At 64.9% G+C, this 17,952-nt stretch carries 16 protein-coding genes; 15 read left to right on the top strand and 1 reads right to left on the bottom strand.

Annotated elements, in window-relative coordinates; all coding sequences use genetic code 11:
- Positions 1-158: 158 nt before the first annotated feature.
- The 8 genes from miaB to ACIPUD_RS08830 all read left to right on the top strand — a co-directional run bounded on the left by miaB (position 159) and on the right by ACIPUD_RS08830 (position 8,485).
- Positions 159-1,547: a tRNA (N6-isopentenyl adenosine(37)-C2)-methylthiotransferase MiaB gene (miaB, locus tag ACIPUD_RS08865; RefSeq protein ID WP_446480401.1), complete on the top strand. Its 1,389-nt coding sequence runs from the start codon at positions 159-161 to the stop codon at positions 1,545-1,547.
- Between the two features lie 4 nt (positions 1,548-1,551).
- Positions 1,552-2,610, top strand: coding sequence for a PhoH family protein (locus ACIPUD_RS08860; protein ID WP_085385549.1), 1,059 nt, complete (start codon positions 1,552-1,554; stop codon positions 2,608-2,610).
- A gap of 61 nt (positions 2,611-2,671) precedes the next feature.
- On the top strand, positions 2,672-3,181 hold the full coding sequence (gene ybeY, locus ACIPUD_RS08855; protein WP_204513050.1) for an rRNA maturation RNase YbeY: 510 nt from the start codon (positions 2,672-2,674) through the stop codon (positions 3,179-3,181).
- Between the two features lies 1 nt (position 3,182).
- Positions 3,183-4,301, top strand: coding sequence for a hemolysin family protein (locus tag ACIPUD_RS08850; protein WP_231189577.1), 1,119 nt, complete (start codon positions 3,183-3,185; stop codon positions 4,299-4,301).
- Complete coding sequence (lnt, locus tag ACIPUD_RS08845) at positions 4,298-5,911, top strand: apolipoprotein N-acyltransferase (RefSeq protein WP_446480400.1); 1,614 nt, start codon at positions 4,298-4,300, stop codon at positions 5,909-5,911. The genes ACIPUD_RS08850 and lnt overlap by 4 nt, the downstream gene beginning before the upstream one ends.
- A 210-nt stretch (positions 5,912-6,121) precedes the next feature.
- Positions 6,122-6,535, top strand: coding sequence for a helix-turn-helix domain-containing protein (locus ACIPUD_RS08840; RefSeq protein WP_007598327.1), 414 nt, complete (start codon positions 6,122-6,124; stop codon positions 6,533-6,535).
- A gap of 85 nt (positions 6,536-6,620) precedes the next feature.
- Complete coding sequence (locus tag ACIPUD_RS08835) at positions 6,621-7,778, top strand: M20 family metallopeptidase (RefSeq protein WP_085362004.1); 1,158 nt, start codon at positions 6,621-6,623, stop codon at positions 7,776-7,778.
- Positions 7,775-8,485, top strand: coding sequence for a tRNA (guanine(46)-N(7))-methyltransferase TrmB (locus ACIPUD_RS08830; protein ID WP_446480399.1), 711 nt, complete (start codon positions 7,775-7,777; stop codon positions 8,483-8,485). Before ACIPUD_RS08835 ends, ACIPUD_RS08830 begins: the two co-directional genes overlap by 4 nt.
- Here ACIPUD_RS08830 and ACIPUD_RS08825 read toward each other — a convergent pair.
- Positions 8,482-9,564: a DUF2336 domain-containing protein gene (locus tag ACIPUD_RS08825; protein ID WP_085362006.1), complete on the bottom strand. Its 1,083-nt coding sequence runs from the start codon at positions 9,562-9,564 to the stop codon at positions 8,482-8,484. The two genes, ACIPUD_RS08830 and ACIPUD_RS08825, sit on opposite strands and share 4 nt — an antisense overlap.
- 364 nt (positions 9,565-9,928) lie before the next feature.
- Between ACIPUD_RS08825 and rimP the strand changes: the two genes are divergently transcribed.
- The 7 genes from rimP (at position 9,929) to rpsO (ending at position 17,776) form a co-directional block, all read left to right on the top strand.
- Complete coding sequence (gene rimP / locus ACIPUD_RS08820) at positions 9,929-10,708, top strand: ribosome maturation factor RimP (protein WP_018455800.1); 780 nt, start codon at positions 9,929-9,931, stop codon at positions 10,706-10,708.
- Between the two features lie 2 nt (positions 10,709-10,710).
- Positions 10,711-12,321 carry a transcription termination factor NusA gene (nusA, locus tag ACIPUD_RS08815; protein WP_007603900.1) on the top strand — a complete coding sequence of 537 codons (1,611 nt, stop codon included), beginning with the start codon at positions 10,711-10,713 and terminating at the stop codon, positions 12,319-12,321.
- A gap of 22 nt (positions 12,322-12,343) precedes the next feature.
- Positions 12,344-13,027 carry an RNA-binding protein gene (locus ACIPUD_RS08810; protein ID WP_446480398.1) on the top strand — a complete coding sequence of 228 codons (684 nt, stop codon included), beginning with the start codon at positions 12,344-12,346 and terminating at the stop codon, positions 13,025-13,027.
- A 70-nt stretch (positions 13,028-13,097) separates the two neighbouring features.
- Positions 13,098-15,800, top strand: a complete 2,703-nt coding sequence (infB, locus tag ACIPUD_RS08805) for a translation initiation factor IF-2 (RefSeq protein ID WP_018455798.1) — start codon at positions 13,098-13,100, stop codon at positions 15,798-15,800.
- A gap of 156 nt (positions 15,801-15,956) precedes the next feature.
- Positions 15,957-16,388, top strand: a complete 432-nt coding sequence (rbfA, locus tag ACIPUD_RS08800; RefSeq protein WP_026233028.1) for a 30S ribosome-binding factor RbfA — start codon at positions 15,957-15,959, stop codon at positions 16,386-16,388.
- Entirely contained in the window at positions 16,385-17,503 is a 1,119-nt protein-coding gene (truB, locus tag ACIPUD_RS08795) for a tRNA pseudouridine(55) synthase TruB (RefSeq protein ID WP_018455796.1), read from the top strand. Before rbfA ends, truB begins: the two co-directional genes overlap by 4 nt.
- A gap of 3 nt (positions 17,504-17,506) precedes the next feature.
- Positions 17,507-17,776, top strand: a complete 270-nt coding sequence (rpsO, locus tag ACIPUD_RS08790) for a 30S ribosomal protein S15 (RefSeq protein ID WP_007598346.1) — start codon at positions 17,507-17,509, stop codon at positions 17,774-17,776.
- Positions 17,777-17,952 lie beyond the last annotated feature (176 nt).

The raw sequence follows: 17,952 nt of genomic DNA, 5'->3' as shown, positions 1-17,952 counted from the left end.
CGGGACACGCACACGCCCGGAATCCCGAGGTTTTGGCGGGATTCCGCACTTCCCGCCAGCGCTCACCCCGGAATGACAGCCCAAAGGGCGCCAATCGCTGGATTTTCGCCTCCCCAGCCTATATCTGAGGGCGGTCCTCCACCTCAATTCCGGATTCCATGACGCCGCCGCGCAAGCTGCACATCAAATCATATGGCTGCCAGATGAACGTCTACGATGCCCAGCGCATGGTGGACACGCTGGCCCCGGAAGGATTCGTGGAGACGGCCAGCGCTGATGACGCCGACCTCGTCATCCTCAACACCTGCCATATCCGCGAGAAGGCCTCGGAAAAGGTCTATTCGGAGCTCGGCCGCCTGCGCGTCGCCAAGGACGCCGCCGCGCGCGGCGGGCGTACCATGCAGATCGCGGTCGCAGGCTGCGTGGCACAGGCCGAGGGCGAGGAGATCGTGCGCCGTGCACCCGCGGTCGACGTCGTGGTGGGACCGCAGAGCTATCATCATTTGCCGCAGCTGTTGAAGCGCGCCGGCAATGAAGGCCGCGCCATCGAGACCGAATTCCCGGCTCAGGACAAGTTCGGCTTCCTGGCCCAACCCAAGCCCGGCGCGATCCGCGCCCGCGGCATTTCCGCTTTCGTCACGGTGCAGGAAGGCTGCGACAAGTTCTGCACCTTCTGCGTCGTGCCTTACACGCGTGGCTCGGAAGTCTCGCGGCCGGTGACAAAGATCGTCGACGACGTGAAGCGGCTCACCGAGAACGGCGTGCGCGAGCTCACGCTGATCGGACAGAACGTCAACGCCTATCACGGCGAGGGACCGGACGGAAAAAGCTGGCCGCTCGGCAGGCTGCTGGAGCACCTCGCGGCGCTCCCGGGCGTCGCGCGGCTGCGTTATTCGACCAGCCATCCGCGCGATGTCGATGACAGTCTGATTGCAGCCCATCGCGATCTCGATGCCTTGATGCCGTTCGTGCACCTGCCGGTGCAGTCGGGCTCGGACCGGATTCTGGCTGCCATGAACCGGAAACATACCGCCGATGATTATCGGCGTGTCGTCGACCGTTTCCGGTCCGCACGCCAAGACATTGCTTTCTCATCAGATTTTATTGTCGGCTTCCCCGGCGAGAGCGAGCAAGATTTTCTCGCGACCCTCGCGCTTGTCACGCAAATCGGCTACGCTGCGGCATATTCGTTCAAATACTCCGCCCGGCCGGGAACGCCGGCCGCGGACATGCAGGAGACGGTGTCCCCCTCCGAGATGGACCAGCGATTGGAGCGGCTCCAGGAACTGATCGACAGCCAGCAATCGGCCTTCAATAAGGCTGCGATTGGCTCAACGGTCGATGTGCTGTTCGAGCGCCCGGCCCGCAAGGACGGCCAGATCGTCGGCCGCACCGCCTTCCTCCAGCCTGCGCATGTGATGGCCTCGCCCGACATCATCGGACAAATCCTGCCGGTCCGGATCGACAGCCTCGAACGCTACAGCTTCCTCGGTGAGCTCGCCATGGCGCACGAGCCCGCTTTATCGCCCATCGCCACTGGAGCCTGAACCCTTGCCCAAAAGCGCATCGGATTCGTCTTCTTCCATCGCTCCCAGCCGCAAATTTGACCGCGACATGCAGGTTCCGCCCGAGACCCAGGTCGTCATCGATTTCGACGACAACCGCGCCGCGTCGGCGCTGGTCGGTCCTTACGGCCAGCATCTGGCGCAGATCGAACGGCGGCTCGGCGTCGTCGTCGATTCCAAGGGCAACCACATCACGATTGGCGGCTCGCGCGACGGCTGCGATGCCGCGCGCCGGGTGCTGGAGACGCTCTACGCCCAGGCCGTGAAGGGACAGGATCTCGACCAGGGCGAGGTCGAGGGCGCGATCCGAGCCGTGATCGCGCAGGGCTCGCTGTTCGAGTTCGATGCCAAGTCGGCCAAATCCAGCTTCGACAGCATCAATCTGCGCAAGCGCCCGGTGCGTGCGCGCACGGCGGCGCAGGATTCCTACATCCGCGCGCTGAAGCGCCACGAGCTGGTGTTCGGCATCGGCCCCGCCGGCACCGGCAAGACCTGGCTCGCGGTCGCGCATGCCGCGCAGCTATTCGAGCGCAAGGAAGTCGACAAGATCATCCTGTCGCGCCCGGCGGTGGAAGCCGGCGAGCGGCTCGGCTTTTTGCCCGGCGATCTCCGCGAGAAGGTCGATCCTTATCTCCGCCCGATCTACGACGCGCTCTATGACCTGATGGACGCGCGCATTGTCGAGCGCGCGCTGCAGACCGGCGAGATCGAGATCGCGCCACTCGCCTTCATGCGCGGTCGCACGCTGACCAACGCGGCCATCATCCTGGACGAGGCGCAAAACACCACGTCCATGCAGATGAAGATGTTCTTGACCCGCCTTGGCGAGAACAGCCGCATGATCGTCACCGGCGATCCCTCGCAGATCGACTTGCCGAACGGCCAGACCTCGGGCCTCGCCGAGGCGACGCGCCTGCTGAGCGGCGTCGAAGGCATTGCGCAAGTTCATTTCAAGGCCGAAGACGTGATCCGCCACGAGCTCGTGGCGCGGATCGTCTCCGCCTACGAAGGGTCGCCGCAGCGGCCGGCCGCCGGTAAATCCTGACGAGACAGCAACCGGACCATATGGGCGCGGACACGGCGCCCCTTCGTTCGGAACAAGGACAATGTCACACCCCAACCTTCCCATCACCGAGGTCCTCGTCGTCGCCGATTGCTGGCAGCGGGAGCCCGAATCCGAAGCCGTGATCCAGCGCGCCGTGGCGGCCGCCGCCGAGAATGTCGACGAAGACGTTGCGGAGGCGGAAGTGGCGGTGATGCTGACCGATGATGCCGGCATCCGCACCCTGAACAGCAACTGGCGCGGCATCGACAAGCCGACCAACGTGCTGTCGTTTCCCGCGCTGCAGCCGGAAGGCGACTGGAAGCCTGGCGATGCGCCGCGCATGCTGGGCGACATCGCGATCGCCTACGAGACCACGCGGCGTGAGGCGGACGAGGAACAAAAGCCGTTCGATCATCATTTGAGCCATCTCGCCGTGCACGGTTTCCTGCATCTGGTCGGCTACGACCACGAAAACGAAGACGACGCCGAGGAAATGGAAGCGCTCGAACGAGAGATCCTGGCTCATCTCGGCATTCCCGACCCCTATGCCGACCGCCCAGGGACGCATTGAGATGCCGGATTCGGACCCGACTCACGACAATCCGCGCAACACGGCCAATTTACCGGTCGTGGTGACCTCAGGCGAGGTGATGCGCCCGACCGCGGAGGGCTGGCTGCTGCGTGCCATTCGCAGCCTGTTCGGCTGGAAGGCAGGTTCGGTGCGCGACGACCTCCAGGTCGTACTCGACGCCACGACGCCCGACGACACCGGCTTCTCAACGGTCGAGCGCACCATGCTGCGCAACATCCTCGGCCTGCACGAGCGTCGCATCGCCGACGTCATGGTGCATCGCGCCGACATCGTCGCGGTCAAGCGCGACATCCCGCTCGGCGAGTTGATGGACCGTTTCGAGAGCGCCGGCCATTCGCGCCTCGTGGTCTACAACGAGACGCTCGACGATCCTGTCGGCATCGTCCATATCCGCGATCTGCTCGCCTTCATGACCGCGCGTGCGCGCGTGTCGGGGGTCACGAAAACCAAGCGCAAGAAACCGCTGCCGGCCGGGCTCGATCTGCGTACGGTCGATCTCGCGCTGCCGCTCGAGGAAGCGCGCATCATCCGCAAGCTGCTCTACGTGCCGCCGTCGATGCGGGCGATCGACCTGCTTGCGCAGATGCAGGCCACCCGCATCCATCTGGCGCTGGTGGTCGACGAATATGGCGGCAGCGACGGCCTGGTCTCGCTCGAGGACATCGTCGAGCAGATCGTCGGCGAGATCGACGACGAGCATGACAGCGACGAGCCGCCCTCGATCGTGCGGCTGCCCGACAACGCCTTCATCGCCGACGCCCGCGCCAGCCTCGACGACGTCCGCACCGTGATCGGCGAGGACTTCGTCACCGGCGAGGCCGGCGAGGAAGTGGAGACGCTGGGCGGCTATCTCGTCAGCTTCGTCGGGCGCCTGCCGGTGCGCGGCGAGGTGATCTCGGGCCCCGGCCATTACGAGATCGAGGTGCTCGATGCCGATCCGCGCCGGGTCAAGCGACTGCGGATCTCGACGCGAAAGGAGCGCCCCGCGCCGCGCACCCAGCGCGAGAGCCGGCGCCGCGAGGCTGCGCCGGATGGCAGCCAGCCGGCGGCCAGCGACACGCCCACCCCGCCGCCGAGCGACGGGACCGGTCCGCAGTGAGCCCTTTCCAGCGATTTCGCCAGATCGCGCTTGCCATCATCCTGACCTGGGGATGGAAGCGCGCGCTCGTCGCAATGGCTGCCGGCGCGCTCTCGGTGCTCGCACTGGCGCCGTTCAATGTATTCCCGGTACTATTCGTCACCTTCCCGGTGCTGGTCTGGCTGATCGACGGCGCCGGCGCCGGACGATATCGCGGCGTCCCCGCCGCGGCGCTGACCGGCTACTGGTTCGGCCTCGGCTATTTCGTGCCCGGCCTCTACTGGATCGGCTACGCCTTCTTCGTCGATGCCGATGTGTTCGCCTGGCTGACGCCGTTCGCCGTGCTGGGCCTGCCGGCCTATCTGTCCATCTTCACGGCGATGGGCTTTGCGCTCGCCCGCCTGCTCTGGACCAAGAACGCGACGCGCGTGCTTGCGCTCGCGGCAAGCCTCACCATCACGGAATGGCTGCGCGGTCATGCGCTGACCGGCTTTCCCTGGAACGCGTTCGGCTATGCGCTGTCCGAGCCGCTGCCGCTGGCACAAACGGCGTCGCTGATCGGCCTGTGGGGCATGACGTTCCTGACGGTTGCGATCTTCGCAAGCCCCGCGGCGCTGATCGACCGCACGCCCGATCGCCGCCTGGCGTGGCGCGCGCCGGCCGCAGCCGTGGCAGTCCTGCTGGTCATGAGTATCTTCGGCGCGATCCGCCTGTCGCTGCATCCGACCACGATGGTCGCCGGCACCAAATTGCGCCTGATGCAGCCGGATCTCCAGCAGGACGCGAAATTCAACTACGCCGCCAAGGCGGAGGTGATGAAGAAATATCTGGCCTTGTCGGACCGCGCCTCCGGACCGCAATCGACCGGCGTGCGCGATGCCACCATCCTGATCTGGCCGGAATCCGCCTTTCCGTTCTTCCTGACTCGCGAAGCCGATGCGATGGCGCAAATCGCGGAGCTTCTGCCCAAGGGCACGGTGCTGATCACGGGCTCGGTCCGCGCGCCCGACCTGCCGCGGGGCACGCCGATCACACGCGCCTACAATTCGATCTACGTGATCGACCACGATGGCAGCGTGCTCTCTATGTACGACAAGCTGCATTTGGTGCCGTTCGGCGAGTTTCTTCCCTACCAGGGTCTGATGGAGAAGCTCGGTTTCGAGCAACTCACGCGTGTGCGCGGCGGCTTCATTGCCGGCACCGTGCGGCATGCGCTGCCGGTCCCCGGCGCGCCGTCCGCGCTGCCGCTGATCTGCTACGAAGCAATCTTTCCCGGCGAGGTGGCCGGACGCAATGAACGTCCGGGCTGGATCGTGAATCTCACCAATGACGGCTGGTTCGGAATTTCGACCGGTCCCTACCAACACCTCGAACAGGCGCGGATGCGCGCGATCGAGCTCGGATTGCCGCTGGTTCGCTCCGCCAATACCGGCGTTTCCGCAGTGATCGATCCGGTGGGACGCATCGTCGCCAGCCTCGGTCTCGGGATCGAAGGCATTTTGGATGCAAATCTGCCCGCCGCGATCCCGCCGACCATCTATGCGCGCGTGGGCGATGTACCCGCGGCCATGTTTGTCGCGCTCGCCGTGTTTCTGGCGGTCCGCCGACGTGTTGCCAAACGGCATCCCTGATCACGCAGCCGCGGCCGATAGCTTTTGACAACCGTAGTCCCACGGTTGACAGACTGCACGCGGCCTCCTCATTCTGCACCGGCTGCAAAAGACAGTGGGTATTGCTAAATTTCTCCGCAATGTTTCCCAATAACAGGGTCTGATTTTGACGTTGCTTACACCTCAGGCATTCCTGATTGCGCCGAAGGTGATGTTTGGAGGGCTGAGGAAATGTCGAAAGCGCCCAACCCTGTTGACAAATATGTCGGCAGTCGCGTGCGGATGCGCCGCATCATGTTGGGCATGAGCCAGGAAAAGCTCGGTGAAGCTTTGGGCCTGACTTTCCAACAAGTTCAGAAATACGAGAAGGGCACAAACCGGGTCGGCGCGAGCCGCATCCAGCAAATTGCCGAAATTCTCCAGGTGCCGGTGTCCTTCCTGTTCGAGGGCGGTCCGAGCGGCGTGGCGGGGCCGGACGGCTTCGCAGAAGGCGCATCGCCGTCTTACGTCTCGGATTTCCTCGCGACTTCCGAAGGACTCGCTTTGACCAAGGCGTTCACCCGAATCACCGATTCGAAGATGCGCCGCTCGATCGTCGATCTCGTCGAGCAGATTGCGGCCCGCGAAGGCCCCGACAAGCGCTGACGCGCCATCTCAATCCGATTTGAGACTGCGTCAAATCTGGCCTATGTCGTCATTTGTGGCCGCGCTTTGATGCGCGTCCTCCTTGATGATGCGATTCAAAGGCACAGATGCGCCCATGGCCAGCTCCAATTGGTTCGATTCTCAAACTATTCTCGATGGCATCCGCCGCTGGGTGGAGGTCGAGACGCCAACGGACACGCCTGAACAGGTCAACAAGCTCGTCTCGATGGTCGCGGAGCAATACCGCGATCTCCCTGTTACGCTCGAGCGCATCGCCGGTGTCGATGGTTGCGGCGATCATCTCGTGGCGCGCTCGACCTGGGGCCAGGACCGGCCGGGTATCCTGGTGCTGAGCCACCTCGATACCGTTCACCCCATGGGATTCATCGAGCGCCTGCCGTTCAAGGTCGAAGGCGACAGCGCGTTCGGTCCCGGCATCTACGACATGAAGGGCGGCGCCTACATCGCCCACCACGCCTTTCGCGCGCTTTGCGCCACGGCCGATCGCCCGCCGCTCGGCATCATCCATCTGTTCACTTCGGACGAGGAGATCGGCAGCCCCACCTCTCGCGCACTCATCGAGACCGAAGGGCGCAAGGCGAAATACGTGCTGGTGACGGAGCCGGCGCGCGAGGGCGGCAAGATCGTCACCGGTCGCAAGGGCGTCGGGCGATTCGAAGTGTTCATCAAGGGCGTGCCCGCGCATGCCGGCACGCGGCCCCAGGATGGCCGCAGCGCGATCCGCGAGCTTGCCAACGTCATCCTGGCGCTGGAGGCGATGAACGATCTGGCGCGCGGCGTCACCGTCAATGTCGGCGTGGTGCGCGGCGGCACGCGGCCCAACGTGACCCCGGAAGAAGCCTATGCTGAAATCGATCTGCGCGTGCCGAGCTTCAAGGACGCGGATGAATTCGTCGGCAAGATCCTCGCTTTGACATCGAAGACAGATGGCGTCACCGTCAAGGTCACGGGCGGGCTCAATCGTCCGCCTTACGAGAAGAGCAATGCAGGCGCTTCGCTGTACGAACATGCAAAGACGGTTGCCACGGAGATCGGCTTCGATCTGGTGGACGTTCACACCGGCGGCGGCTCGGACGGCAATTTCACCGCCGCCCACACCGCGACGCTCGACGGGCTCGGCGTCGACGGCAAGGGCGCGCACACCCATTATGAGCAGCTCTATGTCTCGTCGCTCGCACCGCGCGCGCGGCTGCTCCACCGCCTCTACCAGACGCTACGATGAGTGAGCGCAAATCAGATCCGGATCGCGAGGACAGCGAGCGCGCCTTCTTCGGACGCCGCAAGGGCCACAAGCTCAGGCAGCACCAAGCCGAGCTGATCGATCATCTGCTGCCGCGTCTTGCGCTCGCCATCGACCGCGCAGCACCGGCGGATGCCCGCGAGATCTTCGCCCCCGCAACCGACGATTTGCGGCTCGAGATCGGCTTCGGCGGCGGCGAGCATCTTGCGGCGGAAGCGCAGACCTTCGCCACAACCGGCTTCATTGGCTGCGAGCCTTACGTCAACGGCATGGCGAAGATCCTCGCGCAGATCGAGGCCGCCGAGATCGGCAACATCCGCCTGTTCGCAGGCGATGCCGCCGAGCTCCTGGCCTGGCTGCCGGAAGCTTCGCTGTCGCGGATTGACCTGATCCATCCCGATCCCTGGCCGAAACGGCGGCACTGGAAGCGGCGCTTCGTCCAGGACCGGACCATCGCCGCGATGGCGCGCGTGTTGAAAGCCGGCGGCGAATTTCGTTTCGTCTGCGACATCGACGATTACTGCGCCTGGACGCTGTCGCATCTGTCGCGCTCGCAGGACTTTGTCTGGCTCGCGGAGCGCGCCGATGATTTTCGCCTGCCGTGGGCCGGATACACGATGACGCGCTACGGCCGAAAGGCCACGCGCGAGGGGCGCAAGGCGGCGTATCTGCGGTTCAGGCGGGTCTAGATCGTCTGCCGGTTGCGCCAGAAATTCACGACGCGCTCGGCGGTCGTCGGCATCAAGCGCGTGAAATTCGCGCGCGCCTGCTCAAGATCGGCATCGGCTGGCGTGCGATTCGGGCCGTACCACATCAGGATCAGCGCCCGCACCGTCGGCCAGCTGACATTCAGCACACGCCCCAGAACCAGGATTGGATCGTAGCGGTCGCCCGTGATCAGGCGGTCGAGGACCGAGAGGCGGACTCCGGACATCGCCGAGAGCGAAGCGATCGCCTCCTCGTATTTGTAGGCCTTCGCGAAGCCAAACAGCGCGCTCTCGCCAAGATGGCCCCCGCGATGCAAGGCCAGCACCGTACGTTGCGCTCCCGAGAAATCGCGACGCGGGCCCGGCGGCAGCGTGGCTTCCTCGATGGCCGCCATGGCGCGCGTGATCTCGACCTGGCGCACGGGATTGACCACGCTCGAGAGGCGACGGCGGATGACGTCGAGCGTACCGTCGAGAAGCTGTTTCAGGTTCTCACCCGAAAGATCGCTGCGCTGGCCGATCCTGAGCGTCAGCACGCCATCCTGCGCGGCACGCTTGATCAGCTCCGAATAGCTGCCAGGCGAGAACACCGCGCCGGCATTGCCCGCGGCGCGGCGCACCACGTCGCGATCGCCGCGCTCGACCAGCACGTCGGTGATGACAGCCGACAGCGTGGGGCGTTCGCTCATCGCCAGCAGATGTCCCTGGCCCTTCAGTCGCGCGATTTCGACGAGAGCGGCGTCGTCGAGCACGGGCGAATGGCGCAGCACGGGGCCCGCCACCGCGATTTCGTTTTCGCGCGCGAGCTCGCTCACGAGACGCCGCGGCGCGTTGTTCAGGCGCGAGAAGCGTTCGGCGAGATCGACGCGCGAGGCGAGCTCGGCATGCGGGACGAGATCGATCAGCAGATTGTCGAAGAGATCGATGACATCGGGACGGAGGTTCTCGGCGTCCTGAAAGAACAATTGGGAAATGGCATGCGCGATCTCGCCGCGACGCCGCGGGTCGCCGCGTTTGACGATATCGTCCAGTCCGGGAATGAGCGACGTGGCAACGGTCATGAAAACGCAAACTCGTAGGGGGCACGCCGCGGGTACGCCCTGGTCCAAGCCGCCCCACAATCAGGGAATCTAGGCCTTGGAGGTGAAGGAAGCGTTGCGCCAGCGGGCCGCACAGCGGGCGCAAAAAGCCTCGCGCGCCGTGCAATGGGCCTTGTCCGAGAGGGCGGAAAGGGCTATATCACCGGCAATTCATCTTCTCATACGATCCGCGTAGTGAGAGTGGGCCCGAAAGGACCCGCTCTTTTTTATTACCTGAACGCGGCCTGGTGGAAGATGTGCGGCCCGCCGATCTGTCGGGAGAGTTCCGAAGCGGGCTTGAAAGCTTAACCAAGCCTTAACCATACCGAGCGCCTTGACCTCTGACATGACCGAACCGAACCCTGGTTCCACGGATGCCGAATTGCTGGCCGAGCCGAGGCTCGTGGTCGAGCCGGGCGTCGCGGCGCGGGTGTCCGCGGTCGCGGGGCCGGTGCTCGAAGGCATGGGCTACCGCCTGGTGCGGATCCGCATTTCCGGGGAATCCGGCTGCACCGTGCAGGTTATGGCAGAGCGGCCGGACGGCTCCATGCAGATCGAGGATTGCGAGGCGATCTCGCGGGCACTGTCGCCCGTGCTCGACGTCGCCGATCCCGTCGATCGCGCCTATCGGCTGGAAATCTCCTCACCGGGGATCGACCGCCCGCTGGTGCGCCGCTCCGATTTCGAGCGTTATGCCGGCCATCTGGTGAAGGTCGAAATGGCTGTCGCCCATGAGGGGCGGAAGCGGTTCCGCGGCACGATCGGCCCCGTCGAAGGCGACCGCGTGCATCTGCATCGCGACGACATCAAGGCGGGCGAGGCTGCCGACGTTCTCCTGACGATGGAAGACATCGCCGAGGCACGGCTGGTGCTGACGGACGAGTTGATCGCGGAATCCATGCGCCGCGGCAAGGCCCAGGCCCGCGAAATGCGCCGCAATCTCGGCCTCGAGCCGCCGGCGGCGCCGCACGCCAGCATCAGCGAAAAAACGACCAAGAACACCAAGCCGACTAAGAAACCGACGCCGGCCGCGACGAAGAAGCCGGCTCCGACCAATACCAAGAAACATCGCCTGGCCGCCGAACGCGCGCGACGGGGCGAAATCGATCCTGACGAAGGAGACTAGCCATGGCAGTCAGCGCCAATCGACTTGAATTGCTTCAGATCGCCGACGCCGTTGCGCGCGAGAAATCGATCGACCGCGGCATCGTCATCGCGGCGATGGAGGATGCCATCGCCAAGGCGGCGCGGGCTCGCTACGGCAGCGAGACCGACGTTCACGCCGAGATCGACCCGAAGAAGGGCGAGCTGCGGCTGTCGCGCCACATGCTGGTGGTCGAGACGGTCGAAAACCATTCCAACCAGATTTCGCTGGTGGATGCGCAGCGCGCCAATCCCGGTGCCCAGGTCGGCGACACCATCGCCGACACCCTGCCGCCGCTGGAATATGGCCGCATCGCCGCGCAATCCGCCAAGCAGGTGATCGTGCAAAAGGTGCGCGAAGCCGAGCGCGACCGGCAATATATGGAATTCAAGGACCGCATCGGCGACATCGTCAACGGCGTCGTCAAGCGCGTCGAATATGGCAGTGTGATCGTCGATCTCGGCCGCGGCGAGGCCATCATCCGCCGCGACGAGATGCTGCCGCGCGAAGTGTTCCGCAACGGCGACCGCGTCCGCGCCTACATCTTCGATGTCCGCCGCGAGACCCGCGGGCCGCAGATCTTCCTCTCCCGCACCCATCCGCAGTTCATGGCAAAGCTGTTCGCGCAGGAAGTGCCCGAGATCTATGACGGCATCGTCGAGATCAAGGCGGTCGCCCGCGATCCCGGCTCGCGCGCAAAAATCGGCGTGATTTCTCGTGATTCCTCGGTCGATCCGGTCGGCGCCTGCGTCGGTATGCGCGGTTCGCGCGTGCAGGCGGTGGTGAACGAATTGCAGGGCGAGAAGATCGACATCATCCCCTGGTCGCCCGACATCGCGACCTTCGTGGTCAACGCGCTGGCGCCGGCCGAAGTCTCCAAGGTCGTCATCGACGAAGACCGCGAGCGCATCGAGGTCGTCGTGCCCGACACCAACAACCAGCTCTCGCTGGCGATCGGCCGCCGCGGCCAGAATGTGCGTCTGGCCTCGCAGCTCACCGGCTGGGACATCGACATCCTGACCGAGCAGGAGGAATCGGAGCGCCGCCAGGCCGACTTCGAGAACTCCACCCGCGTCTTCATGGAATCGCTCAATGTCGACGAAGTGGTCGGCCAGTTGCTGGCGTCCGAAGGCTTCACGTCGGTCGAGGAACTCGCGATGGTGGACGTCAAGGAACTCGCCGGCATCGAAGGTTTCGACGAGGAGACCGCGCAGGAACTCCAGAACCGCGCCCGGGAATATCTCGAACAGCTGGAAGCCGAGCTCGAGGCCAGGCGCAAGGAACTCGGCGTCGAGGACGCCGTGAAGGACGTGCCCGGCGTCACCTCGAAGATGCTGGTGAAGTTCGGCGAGAACGACATCAAGACGGTCGACGACCTCGCCGGTTGCGCCACGGACGATCTGGTCGGCTGGACCGAGCGCAAGGAAGGCGGCGAGCAGACCAAATATCCGGGCGCGCTCGATGGCCTGGAGATCTCCCGTGACGATGCTGAAGCGATGATCATGCAGGCCCGCGTCAAGGCCGGATGGATCACCGAGGCCGATCTCGCCAAGCCTGCTGAAGAGGCCGAGGCGACCGAAGATCAGCCGGCTTAGGGCGAAGGAGGATGTCACCCGGATGCTCGCCGACACTGACCCCGAACTCGACCATGGACCGCGGACCGAAAGGTCCGCGACCGTGCGGATGTGTGCGGTCAGCCGCGAGGTCCGGCCGATCGACGAGCTGATCCGCTTCGTCGTCTCGCCGCAAGGGCACATAGTTCCCGATCTCAAGCGCAAGCTGCCCGGACGCGGCATGTGGGTCACCGCCTCGCGCGAGGTGGTTGCGGAAGCCGTTCGGCGTCACCATTTTACGAAAGCCTTCAAGCGCGAGCTGCTCATCCCTCAGACGTTTCCCGCCGACCTCGAGGCGCTCCTGGTCCGGAGCGTGGTCGAAGCCCTTGGGATTGCGGCCAAGGCGCGCCAGATCGTCGCCGGTTTCGGCAAGGTCGAAAGCGCGCTTCGGGAGGGTACGGTCGAGGTCCTGATCCATGCCAGCGACGGGGCCGCGGACGGAATCCGCAAATTGGACATGCTGGCGCGTCAAAATGAGGGAAATCGCGGCGCCAAGCCGGAGATTCCCGTCGTCACTGCACTAAAATCGACAGAATTGGATTTGGCACTTACCCGGTCAAATGTGATACATGCTGCCCTGCTCGCGGGCCCGGCGAGCAAGTCATTCCTGTCACGTAGCCAGATGCTGGTCCGATACCGGATGGCGGACGCTGACAGGACTGCCGAAAAGCCCGGCCAGGATTTCTGAGAGACAACGACCACCCGATAGCACGGTGCGGCAACGCACAAGACAACAAGATCAGGATTAGGACTGCTTAATGGTTGATACCAAGACCCCTGGCGACAAGAAGCTGAGCGTTCCGAGCAAGACGCTATCGCTCAAGCCGCGCGTCGAAACGGGCACCGTGCGCCAGAGCTTCAGTCATGGCCGTAGCAAGCAGGTCGTGGTCGAGAAGCGTGGCAAGCGCCGTGTCGACGGCAGCCCTGAACCGCAGGTGGCCGAAGTGGCGAAGCCCGCGCCGGCCGCCGCGCCCAAGCCTGCCCCGGCACGCCCCGCGCCGCCGCGCAACGCCGGCTCCGGCGTGGTGCTGCGCACGCTGACCGAGGACGAACGTTCCGCCCGCGCCAGCGCGCTGGCCGATGCCAAGGTGCGCGAAGTCGAAGAGCGCCGCCATGCCGAGGAAGAGGCCCAGCGCCGCGCGGTCCGCGAAAGCGCCGAGCGTGCTGATCGTGAGGCCGCCGAAGCCCGCCGCAAGGCCGAGGAGGAGCGTCACCGTCACGAGGAGGAAGCCAAGCGGAAGGCCGAAACCGAGGCCAAGAAGCGTTTTGGCGAAGGCGAGCAGCCGCAATCTGTGGCGCGCCCTGCAACGGGGACCTCGGCCGCTCCTGCAGCGCGGCCCGGAGCGCCGATGGCGCGACCCGGCACAACCACCACGGCACGCCCGGGAACAACGACCGCGCGACCCGGAACGACCACGCAGCGGCCGGGAGGCCCGGTGGGCCGCGCCCCCGCCGTCGCAGCCGGACCGGACGAGGACGACGGTCCGCGCCAGATCCGTCGCGGCCCCGGCGGCGCTGCGCGGCCTGTGGTCGCTCCCAAGCCCACCCACAAGCCCGGCCCGCAGAAGGAGCGCGGCCGCCTGACGGTCGTCACCGCCTTCAATGCCGACGACGTCCGCGAGCGCTCGATCGCCTCGTTCCGCCGCCGCACCCAGCGCCTGAAGGGCCATGCCGCGAACGAGCCGAAGGAAAAGCTCATCCGCGAGGTGGTCATTCCGGAAGCGATCACCATCCAGGAGCTCGCCAACCGCATGTCGGAGCGCGCGGTGGAAATCATCCGCATGCTGATGAAGCAGGGCGCGATCCACAAGATCACCGACGTCATCGATGCCGACACTGCGCAGCTGATCGCCGAGGAGCTTGGTCACACCGTCAAGCGCGTTGCCGCGTCCGACGTTGAAGAAGGCCTGTTCGACGCCATCGACGATTCGACCGACACCGAGCCGCGCTCGCCGGTGGTGACCGTGATGGGTCACGTCGACCACGGCAAGACCTCGCTGCTCGATGCGCTCCGTCATGCCAACGTGGTCTCCGGCGAAGCCGGCGGCATCACCCAGCATATCGGCGCCTATCAGGTGCTGTCGCCCGAAAGCGGCAAGAAGATCACCTTCATCGACACGCCCGGCCACGCCGCGTTCACCGCGATGCGCGCGCGCGGCGCCAAGGTGACCGACATCGTCGTGCTGGTGGTTGCGGCCGACGACGGCGTGATGCCGCAGACGATCGAAGCCATCAACCACGCCAAGGCGGCGCGGGTGCCGATCATTGTTGCCATCAACAAGATCGACAAGCCCGACGCCAAGCCCGAGCGCGTGCGCACCGAGCTGCTCCAGCACGAGGTGCAGGTCGAATCCTTCGGCGGCGAAGTCGTCGATGTCGAAGTGTCGGCGAAGAACAAGACGAATCTCGACAAGCTGCTCGAGATGATCGCGCTCCAGGCCGACATCCTCGACCTCAAGACCAATTCGGATCGTCCGGCCGAAGGCACCGTGATCGAAGCCAAGCTCGACCGTGGCCGCGGTCCGGTCGCGACCGTTCTGGTCCAGCGCGGCACGCTCCGTGTCGGTGACATCATCGTCGCCGGCGCCGAAATGGGCCGCGTCCGCGCGCTGATCTCGGATCAGGGCGAGACGGTGCAGGAGGCAGGTCCATCCGTGCCGGTCGAGGTGCTCGGCTTCAACGGTCCGCCGGAAGCCGGCGATCGTCTCGCCGTGGTCGAGAACGAAGCCCGCGCCCGCCAGGTCACCAGCTACCGCGCGCACCAGAAGCGCGAGAACGCGGCTGCCTCGATCTCCGGCATGCGCGGCTCGCTCGAGCAGATGATGTCGCAGTTGAAGACGGCGGGCCGCAAGGAATTCCCGCTGATCATCAAGGCCGACGTGCAGGGCTCGCTGGAAGCGATCCTCGGCTCGCTGGAGAAGCTCGGCACCGACGAAGTCGCCGCGCGCATCCTGCATGCGGGTGTCGGCGGCATCTCGGAATCGGACGTGACGCTCGCGGAGGGCTTCAACGCCGCGATCATCGGCTTCTCGGTTCGTGCGAACAAGGAGGCCGCTGCGGCCGCCAAGCGCAACGGCATCGAGATCCGCTACTACAACATCATCTACGACCTCGTGGACGACGTGAAGAAGGCCATGAGCGGCCTGCTCGCGCCGACCCTGCGGGAAACAATGCTCGGCAATGCCGCGATCCTGGAGATCTTCAACATCTCCAAGGTCGGCAAGGTCGCCGGCTGCCGCGTCACCGACGGCACCGTGGAACGCGGCGCCAACGTGCGCCTGATCCGCGACAACGTCGTCGTGCACGAAGGCAAGCTGTCGACGCTGAAGCGCTTCAAGGACGAAGTGAAGGAAGTCCAGTCCGGTCAGGAATGCGGCATGGCCTTCGAGAACTATCACGACATGCGCGCCGGTGACGTCATCGAGTGTTACCGCGTGGAGACGATCCAGCGCTCCCTGTAAGTCCAAATCTTACCGAAGCGCCTGGATCTTTTTTGAACTGAATTGCGGGAGTGCGATGGCCGGATTTTTTCCGGCCATCCACCCCTCTTCGTTTCAGCAAGACAAATGACAATGCCCGTGTCCCAAAAGCGAGCATGACGAGGTGATTTTCAGACCATGCCCCGCCATCATCAAAAAAAGAGTTCCGCGTCTGGCGGCTCGCAACGTCAGTTGCGGGTCGGCGAGCAGGTTCGCCATGCGATAGCCGAGATTCTGGCGCAAGGCAGCGTGCATGATGCTGACCTCGAAGGTCACATCATCACCGTGCCGGAGGTGCGGATGTCGCCGGACCTGAAGCTCGCAACAGTCTACGTGATGCCGCTCGGTGGCCGCGACACCGAGATCGTCCTCGCTGCGCTCGAGCGCAACAAGAAATTCCTGCGCGGCGAGGTCGCGCGGCGCGTTAACCTGAAATTTGCACCTGACCTTCGCTTCCGCGTCGACGAACGATTCGACGAAGCGGAACGGATCGAGAAGCTTTTGCGAACACCCGCGGTGCAGAAGGACCTGGAACAGGATCCGGATACGGATCGGGAAGAAGAACGATGACGATGGACCCGGCTCACGGCACGATCGGCGGCGAAGAGGCCGATCAGCTCGACGTGCAGAAGAATAATTTTGCGGACATGAGCGGCAATTCTCAGCCCGCTCAAGAGCCGCGCCGCGTCAACAACGATCCGCGCGCCAACAAGCAGAAGGGCAACCAGCCGCGCCGCGACCGCCGCGACGTGCACGGCTGGGTCGTGCTCGACAAGCCGATCGGCATGACCTCGACGCAGGCCGTTGCCGTGCTCAAGCGCCTGTTCAACGCCAAGCGCGCCGGCCATGCCGGCACGCTCGATCCGCTGGCCTCCGGCGGCCTGCCGATCGCGCTCGGCGAGGCCACCAAGACCGTCCCCTTCGTCATGGACGGCCGCAAGCGCTACCGGTTCACGGTGTGCTGGGGCGAGGAGCGCGACACCGACGACATCGAGGGCCGGGCGACCGCAACCTCGGACCAGCGCCCGACTCGGGAGGCCATCGAGGCCCTGCTGCCCCGTTTCACCGGGGTGATCCAGCAGATCCCGCCGCGCTATTCCGCGATCAAGGTCCAGGGCGAGCGCGCCTACGACCTCGCCCGCGACGGCGAGATCGTGGAACTGGCCTCGCGCCCGGTCGAGATTCACCGATTAAGCCTTGTAGATCAACCGGATAGCGACCGGGCCGTGTTCGAGGCCGAGTGCGGCAAGGGCACCTATGTCCGCGCGCTGGCCCGCGATATGGGCCGGATTCTCGGCACTTACGGCCATATCTGCGCACTGCGGCGGACCCTGGTCGGCCCATTTGGCGAGAACGACATGATTCCGCTGGATCAGCTGGAGGCTTTGTGCGATAGAGCCGCGTCCGGCGAGGGTAGCCTCGCCGACGCGCTTATGCCCGTTGAGACCGCGCTGGACGACATCCCGGCACTGGCCGTCACTCGGGCTGATGCGGCAAGGCTCCATCGGGGCCAGGCCGTTTTGTTGCGCGGACGGGATGCGCCCACTTGTAGCGGCACAGTCTATGTCACGGTGGCAGGCCGGCTTCTCGCGCTTGCCGAAGTCGGCAATGGCGAAATCATCCCCAAGCGTGTGTTCAACCTGACCGGCCTGACTGCCAGCGCCGATCGCAACGAGAGAAATTGACCGATGTCGATTGCCGCAGAACGCAAAGCGGAAGTCATCAAGACGAATGCCAACAAGGCCGGTGATACCGGCTCGCCAGAGGTTCAGGTCGCGATCCTGTCGGAACGCATCGCCAACCTCACGAACCATTTCAAGACCCACGTGAAGGACAACCATTCGCGTCGCGGTCTCTTGAAGCTGGTCTCGACCCGCCGCTCGCTCCTCGACTATGTGAAGAAGAAGGACGAGGCGCGCTACAAGGCGCTGCTCGAGAAGCACAACATTCGTCGTTAAGAGTTCTTGCGCGCGCCAACCGGCGCGCGTTTTCGCGCGTGATTTCGAACGAAAGCGTTTGTTTAAAGGTTTTTCGTCGAGGCTGCGTGCGCGTCGGATGCGAGCCGTTGACGGCGAGCATCCGGGCATGATGGGCGAACACCGCGCTTCGGTGTTCGCGTTCGTGCCGACTGACA

This window comes from Bradyrhizobium sp. CAR08 (assembly GCF_052871955.1).
Note: the sequence above shows the minus strand (reverse complement) of the source record. Positions and strands in the feature narration are given on the sequence as shown.